We start from the raw sequence: 9,983 nt of genomic DNA on the forward strand, positions 1-9,983 counted from the left end.
ATATAGTTAAGTACGGTTTGTTTATTAAAACTAAAAATAGGGTTATTTGTTCTGGTTAGTAACAATTCCAGCATTATGTAGTACCCTGACAAGGCTTTCATTATAGGAACTTGATAAAATTTGATCATTTATAACCATGTAGCTGTTCTTAAAAAACTGTGAGCATAGAGTAAGGTCTGCGTAAGATTTTGAAGAAGCTACTGGATGAATAAGTGAAAAGATAATGCATTCATAGCGCACTATAGAAATGGCAGCAAACTTATAATAGAGACAAAGGTGGTATCTCCAACTGATAGAGATTTTAAAGGCTTATGATGTATATTATGCAAAATGGTAATTTAATTTTTTAATACTCAGCGTAACTTTAATGCAAACATAAGGAGCATTAAGTTGCGCTGAGCGCAATTAAAAATAAATATATAGTCCGTTCCCGAATTTTCAGAGAAGAAATTTAGAGAAATTCTATGGTATTTCTTATCTGATATGGAAATCGTAAAAATGGCTTAATTTATTAAAATTCCAGAAAAACACTAATCTTGTCTTTGTACTCTCTTTGAGAAAATAACCAAGGCTATAAGAGCTTTAATGGTTTAGAGAGTGCGAAGTCTCGAAAATAACGAGCATAGTGAAGTCAAAAATAAGCAAATTTAGTATTGAGATTTCCTGCTTACAAGCCTGTCTAGAAGCTTCACTTTGAGATTAAAGAAGGCTACTTTTACTTCGTTTCGCTCGTAACTACGAGTGAAACGGTTCGCTTAAAAAAGATGACAAAGTTTATACTCAGGTAGTTAAAAACTGTTCTGCAAATAAACAGATACTGACATTGCCAGAATTTCTCAAAGATGGTGCAAGAGCAAATTAGACGAGATCGTTAAATATTTAGTTTGCTGGAAGGCTTATGTTGCAGAGTAAGGTATTCTAAGAATGAGTTTTAGCTATGCTGCGCTTCTTATTTTACAAGAAGCTATTGGTAAAAATCATATATACGATATAAATTTAGATATAATAATAATAAAGATATAAAAATACTATATCATATTTTACTATAAAATTAATAAGAGAGAATCCGCTTAGCCTATCTCGAACCTTAATTAAAAAAATACCATTTGCTGTAAAACGACTTTTTAAATCAAAGTGAGCTAAAAATCGTATTTTTTCACTTTGATTTCTAACGTAAATTTTTATATTTTTAAATAGTTTTTTACAACATTTTAAAACATATTAAATAACTAAAATTTTACCCCTCAAACTCTATGTCTATTTTATACCAACTCGTGCTAAGCTTATGGCTTACTTCTTTTATGCTAAACTCATTTGCTTCTAGCCCAGCAACTCCACCAAATTTAAGCTTGCCGCCTGCTATGATATTTTTCCCTTCGCAGCTACATCTGCCATTTATTCCGCCGCGTTGTAACTCGTTAAGTTTAGCTTCTGCTTGTTTAAAGGCCTCATTATCACTCTTTGGCTGAGCTATCTGCATCTTATATACTTGTTCCCCGCTTCCCACCTTAATGCTTTTTGCCTTACCAGCTTCAATATCTTGCCACTCTACTATTACGGCCGTATAAGAGTTTCTATTAGCTTCAGTGATCTCTAGCGAGTAAAGATCAGTTAAATTTAGTGTAAAAGTAGGCAAATTCTCGTTTTTTGAAGTATTTGAGGTTTGGCTAGCATCGCCCTTAGCATCTTTGGCTGTTATGATGATATTATCATTTTTAACAGCCATTAAAAAGCCAAATTTGACGCATAGATCATATAAAAACTCTATGTCGCTTACATTATCCTGGATAACAGAAGCTATGTTTTGGTCGCTACCGCTTGTTTTTAAAGATAGTGCATTAATACCAGCTATCTTTTTAGCTATACCAAAAAGCGTTGTATTTTCCCAGTTCACACGTCTTTTCTCTTTTGCAGGGCTTTCAAAATTTACAGCAGTTGCTCTAATCTCTGTTGTGTTTGCTTTGTAGTCTGCGCTAGTTGTTTGCACGCTAAAAGTACCACAAAGATATAAATCATTACTTGATGTGCGCATAGTCGCGCCATTTGCATTAGCTCCATCTCTTTCGCCCAGCTCATCTGCTCTGGCACGTCCTGTGCTGATATATCTCTCATCATCAGCATCAGCCCCTTTGCCTGACTTCGCTCCATTTGTTGCATCGTAAGGCACGTCATAGCTCTCTCCTTCTCTTGTTTTACTGATCCTCTCCACGATCTCTGTATAAATTCTCTCGTCTATATCTATTCGAAGGGTTTTGCCGCCACGACCAATGCCGTCTATATACATAAAACCTAATATATTAGGCTTTATAGAGCAAAATTTTTTGCCTGATTTTTCAGCTCTTTTTACTGCTTTTACCAAAGCATCATATTCTATAGCTAAAATTTCAGCTGCAACCCTTGAATTTACCCACATTTAGGCTACCTTTATTCCATCTTTCTCTAGTATTTTTTAGCCTTTTGGCTCACAAAACCTTTATAAAGGCTACTAAGACTAAGTCCTCTCATCTCACAATAGTCCTTGAGGTCGTGCTTTAGCTTCTGCTTTACCTCTCTTGTCACTTGCTTGACCCTATATGCTCTCATTTTTTCACTCCTCAAATTTATTCAAAAAAGTTACAATCAAAAATCTTACTTGAAAGGAGATGTTTACTATGACGAATGATGAAGACAAAGAAGCTCTTTATCGTATTCTCTACACCAAAATACTTGAATTTAGCGTAGAGATAGAAGTTATAAAATCTATGCTTACAGACAAACAAAAAAGTAAAGATTGCAGCTAAAAAGAACGGCTTGACCAACAAAATTCGCAATAACGAATCGCTGGATTTGATGCTTGATTACTTGAGATAAGCCATCTCAACTCTTCTGTGGGGATAAAAATTTTTATATTTAAATCCCCGCCAAGGATAGGACAAGTTGGGAATACTTCAAGACCAAGTGGTATTCTAATCTCTCTAGTTTTGGTATCAAAATATGCTTTTTATCTCACACCCTAGCATATACACTCCTTAACAATAAAATTTAAAAGAACCTTTTTTAGAAACTTTTTACTTTTTTTAAAGTAATATGCTTCCAAACACATTTTGAATTATAGTCTAATTTATTAGACTTTGTCAAGGACTTTTATGGATTTAGCTCAAAAAATTAAATTTTTACGTTCAGAAAATGGTTGGACACAAGAGGATTTAGCCAATAAATCTGGTGTATCTATCCAAAGTATAAAACGATATGAAACTAATATGGGTGGAAATATAACTACGTCAAATTTAGAAAAAATTGCAAAAGCTTTTAATGTCCAAACGTCATATTTTTTAAAAGACAATAATAGTTCGTTAGAAGTTCGTAAGTCTGATGAGAATTTAGTTCGTAAGTCGTTCGTAAGTCCTGAAAATTTGTCCATAAGTCCCACAAACCTTAAAAACTCACAAAAAGATATAAAAACTATATCTATACCATATTTTGAGGATACGTATGCTAGTGCTGGTGGGGGAATGATAAACTACGATGAGGCACCGGTGATCATGGACTTTGATGAAAATTTTTTGCGTATGTTTTTACGTATAAGTGGGAGCATAAAAGGCATACATATAATAAATGCTCGTGGAGATAGCATGGAGCCTACTATAACTAATGGAGAGCTCCTTTTTATAAATCCTATGCAAAACGAAAATGGCATTATAAGTGGTTGTATATATATCATAAACTATGATGGTGACTTATATGTAAAACGTATTGAGAAAAATCCAACAACAAAGGCCATAACGCTTTTTTCAGACAATAAAAAATACGAGCCCATTGTCATACAAAAACAAGATTTAGAATGTTGCCACATAATGGGTAGGGTAGTGTCACATATGAAAAAATCTTGATTTAAAGCCCATTTAAACGGCTTTTAAAATAGTTTGTAAAAAGATGTAAAGCTTTTGTAAAGCGATGTAAAGAAATTTTTGCCACTTTGATTTTGACCAAAACTCATTCTAACTACGAATTAATCGCACTTTTCTATGCTTTTTTATAACTTTGATATCTAACATAACTTTACACATAAGATTTATCACATTTTTTATAGACCTTATCGGAACCAAAGACTGTAGGTACTTAGTAGTCTATGTATTTGGTTTTAGACTAAGCCGTCTGGTAAAATGTCTTAAAATACTATTATTGATAAAAATTTATATTAGAATTGATAAAAACAAGATCAATATATGAAGATAAAAATTGCGACGAGTTTTAAGCTCGTCGCAAAGCTTTCTTAGAAGTCGGTATGAATTTTTTGGTCTACCTCTATTTTAACGGTATGCCCATTGATTTCATACATACTTTCGTAGGTCCTATTGCCACTATTGGTATCTGTTGTTCTTTTCCATTCATGGTTATCTAAATTAACTCTATCGTGATCATCGCCCAAAATTTTTAATCTAACGTCTTTATTGTCAGTTATATCTAAAACGTTTTTCGGACTAATCGTTAGATTAACCGCACCGCTCGCTCCATCATCTCCAAGCTTAATTTGTTCAAATTTATAAACCTTATCGCCTAGTTTCTCTACATCACTTAAATCTATACTTTCTTTAAATACTAAAGTATCCGTACCGTTACCGCCGTACATTCTATTGTTATTTGCGTTAAATTCTACGGTATCGTTACCGCTATCCTGCTCTACTTTTATAGTAAACGAAGATGCTACGCTATGATTTGAACCGCTCGAATCAGCCGTTTGAGCTACCACTTTTACGTCATAGGCTTTTTCCGGATTTACGTTTATTTGAGTCGAAATGTTGCCGTTATCTATATCGGCTTTAGTTAGTCCTTCTAGCTTTTTCGTAACGGTTTCGTTATGATCGTTCGGATCTGTATAAGTAAGAGAAATTTTATCTCCCTCTCTAGCGTCTTCCGGTAAATATAGCGTTACGTTATGCAAGCCCTTGTTGCTCGCATCTTTACTTTCGCTATAAGAGCTTATATATTGCATTTTTTCTAGCTCAACCTCGTTAGTAGACGTTTGTTCGTATTCGTCTCTACTGTTAGTTAACTTAGCTTCTGCACTGTACTTATGGCCTTCGCTCACGTCTATATCTTTTAGATTTAACGCTCCTCCTTCAAGAGATATCTTGTTGCCATTAGCACTTTTAGCAACAAGTTCACCGTTTTCTTTTTCAAGCGTAAAATTTTCGGTTCTGGTGACTTGACCATCGGTTTTTATAGTAACGCTAATCTTATCTCCAGCCATAACGTTGCTTGGAAGTTTTAGGCTGAGAGTAGTTTTACCGGCATTGCCGTCCATCGCCGCTTCGTCTCTGCTTAGAACTTTATTGCGACTTAAGTCCTCGGTGAATACCGCTTCGAGTTTTCCGCTAAAGCCCATATTTAAATTTATATTCTTACTGTCTATCGTTTTATCTTCGCCGTATGCGTCGGTTAACGTAGCTTTTACCGTAGTTGGAACCAATGCTGGAGTCGGATTCCCCGAAGTTGGCGCAGTATATGCAAGCTTAATGTTAGGAATTTTTATCGCGTTATCTATCACGTCTAGTATTTCACCACTTGATGAAACCGCTTTTATTTTACCGTCTACGCTTTTTAGCTCGTATTCTCTAGGCGTAGATTCGGTGCTAATCTCTACTTTTAATTTATCACCGATAGATGCGTTGTAAGGTATAGTCACAGTTGCCGTAGTAGTATAAATATTGCCATCTTCGTCGGCTTCTACGCGGTCTATCGTGCCATCCCTATTTAGATTATCTTCGTCGAACGTTACCTTAATAGGCTTATCATTTAATCCTCTCTCTAACTCTATAGGTTTTTCTCCAGTTGTGTCCTTATTAACCCCGGCGCTATCTTCTAGCGTTGCTTTCGTAGTCGTTTTTTGTGTACCGACTTTAACGTTTACCGGAACTTTGATGAGCCCTTCTTCGATATTTACTGGATTACCGTTTTTATCCACAGCGCTTACGGAGCCGTCGCTATTTTTAGTAAGAATATACTCTAGCTTTCTATTGCCACTTGTACCATTTGTACCACTTGGCTCATTTATATCTACCGTTAGTTTATCGCCGGTTACTATTTTGCCGACAGGTAGTGTTATAACAGCATTCGTCTTGCTTGCTGTTCCGTCTTGATTGGCTTCGGCTCTACTTAATTTAGCGTCCCTATTAGTATCCTCCTCATAAGTTACCATGAACGAATCGCCACCACCACCAGAAGCTTTTTTAATGTCGTTTGTTGAATTCACGGCTACGCCTTTACCTTCGTAATCAACTACCTCGGCGCTAACTTTCGTAGGACTTACATCATTAATAGGAACGGAAACTTTAACTATTTTATTATCATCGGCTTCTATCGGCTTACCTACTTTATTTTTAGCGGCATCTATTTCGGTAATTTCAAATTTTCCGTTCGCATTCTTATTGATAAGGTAAGATTTCTCAAGATTATCTATCTTAAGTTTTAATATATCACCGTTAACAGTATTTGACGGAAGCTTAATGCTCGCCGTCGTTTCACTTGCCGTAGTGGCTATAACTCCGTCGTTGTTTTTGTCTTCGTCAAACTTAATTAACATATCGTTATTTAATGTGTCTATAGAGATATTATTTTTGGCATTTACTTCAGCTCCGTTTTTATCGGTAACGCTAACCGAAATCTTCGTATCGCCGCTCGTTTTTAGTTCTATATCTTTTATAGTTACCGCACCGTCTTCTATTTTTAATTTTTCACTTCCATTAGAAAGTAGCAGATTACCGTCAGAATCTTTTTCAACGGTATAATTTTTTGGAGTTCCGTTTATATCAATACTTACTTTGTCATTCTCCAAGATATTATTCGGAAGCGTTATTTTAGCGGTAGTTTTATAGATCGCCAGATTATTTTCGCTTGCGCTTTCAGGTCTTGAGAGTAGCGAATTTTCATTCTTGTCTTTATCAAACGCTATTGAAACTCTATTTAGATTAGAAACGGTTATAGAGGCTTCAGCTACTGGGCTTTCATCGACGGCTACGTTATTATGAGTAGCATCCGAGAGTACTTTGGCTGTTACTTCGGTTTGCTCGCCGGTTTTTATCACTACGTCTTTTATAACGAAACCTTTTTTATCCGCCGTAGTATTTATTTGATGACTATTTTCGTCAGTTAGACTGTCGATCTTTCCGCTTTTACTATTGCTTTTATTTATGGTGTAAATTTTTGTCGTAGGGATTGGTTTGCCTGGTTCATATATTTTTACCTCTATCTTATCGCCGTTTACCGCATTTGATGGAATTTTTATAGTAACGTCGGTTAGGTAGTCGCCATTTGCGCCTTTTCTAGCATCGGTTCTGCTTACGCTTGTACCGCCTTTTGCGTCTTCAAATATAACTTCTGGAGCCTTGATGTTCTCTATCTGGGTAGTCGCTTCTTTAATTGCGTCCGTTGTTTCCGTATCATCGTTAGTTCCTTTTCGGTAGTCTAAGGTAGCCTTTACGGTAGTTTTTTCGCCGGCTTCTAGCCCTACGCCTTTGAGTATATATTCGTATTTTTGATTTGAAGTCGGTTCGGCAGACGGAAATTTACTTTCTAGGTCGGGATAATGGCTTGGGTTATTTGACTCTATAGAGCTTAAAAATCCTTTTGCGTCCGTATGGATAGTGTATTCTCTCGTTTCGGGCGTCTCTTTGATAGGATCATATATGTCGAGTTTTAATATATCGCCCTCTCTCACGTTTTTAGGGATTGAGATGATTGCATCTATTTCATTTACCTTGCTATCCTTCATACTATCTGATCTTGATAGCGCATTGTCGCCGCCATCTACTTTTACGCTTTGTTTTTCGGCAAATTTTACGTCTATTTCCTCTTTTCCGACTGTAACTTCGTCTTTATTAGATACGTCGCTTTTTTTGGTAATGCCGTCGTTTTCTAAAACTACGGCATTTTCTATAGTCGTCTTAAAATCTCTAGATACCGGTACGCCTTTTAGAAAAACACTTTGTTTATCTGCCGAAATAGTTGCCGTTATACCGGGAGCTATCGTAGTCTCAGTTGTATCCGAAAGATCACTTAGCTTAATCGGCGGTATAGGTATATGCGTATTATCTGTTTTGATATCAAATTTTAAATAATCGTCAGCCGCCTTAACGCCGTAAGGAAGCTCAATCTTTACCGTCGTAGTTTTTAGATCTTGATCGCCGCTTCTGTTTTCATAAAAATTTAGCATTCCGTTGTTATTAGAATCTTCCGTGAAAGTAACCCTTGGAGCGACTTTAGGCGTAACATAGTCTTTTCCTTGATCGCTAGCATTGCCGTATTCGTTTGTTATCGTAGCGGTAACGATCGTTTGATCGAAATTTCTAACTTTAGGATTAGGCCTCACAGTTTCGGTGGAGCCGTCCGATTTTATATTTTCAAAGCTGTTTGAACCGTCTAACTTAAAGCCGTTGCCTTTTAAGTCGTTTAAAATATCTTCAGTAATTTTGACGTTAAATGTTTCATTGTTGCCTCCACCGAAGATTTTTATATTTAGTGTATCGCCTACTTTAACTTTCTCACTATCTGGCAGTCCGGTTTGATCTGGTATAGTTATTTTTACCGGAGAGGTATCTTTCGTGGCTCCGTTCTTCTCTTCGCGAGATAAAATATGATCAACGTTTACATCTTCCGTAAATTTTACTACCGGCGGCTTAGGTTTATCGGATTCTAGTTTTACTTCGTCGTATGCGCTTTTGCTAGTATTTCCAGCTTTGTCGGTTATAGCCGCTTCTACTTTAGAAATTTGTTTGTTTCTAACTGGAACGTCTAGCGAGTATTTATTGCCGTTGTCTATCATGGCTTGAGTTATAATTATTTCTTGCGTCGTAGAATTAGAGTTAGTCGGATCCTTGATAGTTATGTTTAACTTATCACCAGCGGTTACATCGCCTGGAAATTTTATCTCAACTTTTGAGGTATCTATCTTGCCGTCGCTCGCATTTTCTGGATTATTTAGTATACCGTCACTCGTATCGTCAGGGTTTGTAGGATTCGGCGTAGGATTCAGCGTAGGATTCGCGTTCTTATCTTCGACAAACGTAACAATCGGTGCTTTAGCCGTAGTATCGGTAGTTATCGTATCTCTGCCTTCGCCACCCTTATTTCCGGCCTGATCTGTTATATAAGCACTTACGGTAGAAGGCTTTCCGTCTTTAACAGGAACGTCAGGTATAACATAACCGTTGTTTTTTATTTCAGGAGTAATGGTTTCGGTTTTATTCTCGGTCGTACCATCTGGCTTAGTAATAGTAATTTCTAGTTTATCTCCTACCTTTGCGTCAGTAGGAACGGTAATTTTAACAGGAGTAGTATTCGGATCACCGTTTGCTTCATTTTCGCTTTTATTTAAAAATCCGTCATTATTTGTGTCTTTCGTAAATTCTACGGTTGGAGTAGTCGGAGCAATCGTATCGGTAGTTATCGTATCTCTGCCTTCGCCACCCTTATTTCCGGCCTGATCTGTTATATAAGCACTTACGGTAGAAGGCTTTCCGTCTTTAACAGGAACGTCAGGTATAACATAACCGTTGTTTTTTATTTCAGGAGTAATGGTTTCGGTTTTATTCTCGGTCGTACCATCTGGCTTAGTAATAGTAATTTCTAGTTTATCTCCTACCTTTGCGTCAGTAGGAACGGTAATTTTAACAGGAGTAGTATTCGGATCACCGTTTGCTTCATTTTCGCTTTTATTTAAAAATCCGTCATTATTTGTGTCTTTCGTAAATTCTACGGTTGGAGTAGGAGGTATAATGATATCTGCTGCATCCTGTGCATTTAACCTACCTCCACTTATTGCAGAATAATCACTTATATAACTACCTCCATTATCCGGTAAATTACCATAATTGGCGTATATGTTACTAATGTGGCCTCCTTCTGCAAAGCTAGTAGAAGATAAGCTTACACCATCTCCACCATTACCACCTGCTTGTGGACCACCTGCAGCAGTTTCTTCTAGAGCATTAAGATCTGCTCCTTTT

The 9,983-nt window shown here is 36.6% G+C and carries 5 protein-coding genes; 2 read left to right on the top strand and 3 right to left on the bottom strand.

The genetic code is table 11. The annotated features are described in order from the left end of the window. Positions 1-1,237: 1,237 nt before the first annotated feature. Together CYP51_RS10050 and CYP51_RS09815 are read right to left on the bottom strand one after the other, a co-directional pair. Entirely contained in the window at positions 1,238-2,413 is a 1,176-nt protein-coding gene (locus CYP51_RS10050) for a phage late control D family protein (protein ID WP_258032807.1), read from the bottom strand. A 26-nt stretch (positions 2,414-2,439) separates the two neighbouring features. Beyond that, entirely contained in the window at positions 2,440-2,583 is a 144-nt protein-coding gene (locus tag CYP51_RS09815; RefSeq protein WP_180997742.1) for a hypothetical protein, read from the bottom strand. A gap of 68 nt (positions 2,584-2,651) precedes the next feature. Between CYP51_RS09815 and CYP51_RS10055 the strand changes: the two genes are divergently transcribed. Both CYP51_RS10055 and CYP51_RS06265 read left to right on the top strand, forming a co-directional pair. Further along, positions 2,652-2,780 carry a hypothetical protein gene (locus tag CYP51_RS10055; RefSeq protein WP_258031088.1) on the top strand — a complete coding sequence of 43 codons (129 nt, stop codon included), beginning with the start codon at positions 2,652-2,654 and terminating at the stop codon, positions 2,778-2,780. Positions 2,781-3,125: 345 nt separating this feature from the next. Beyond that, positions 3,126-3,869, top strand: a complete 744-nt coding sequence (locus CYP51_RS06265; protein WP_103624794.1) for an XRE family transcriptional regulator — start codon at positions 3,126-3,128, stop codon at positions 3,867-3,869. A gap of 383 nt (positions 3,870-4,252) precedes the next feature. Here the strand turns inward: CYP51_RS06265 and CYP51_RS09820 are convergent. Next, positions 4,253-9,983 (bottom strand): hypothetical protein (locus CYP51_RS09820; RefSeq protein WP_180997741.1); only part of this gene is annotated, 5,731 nt, incomplete at its 5' end.

Source organism: Campylobacter concisus, from assembly GCF_002912895.1.
GTDB classification, from domain to species: domain Bacteria; phylum Campylobacterota; class Campylobacteria; order Campylobacterales; family Campylobacteraceae; genus Campylobacter_A; species Campylobacter_A concisus_G.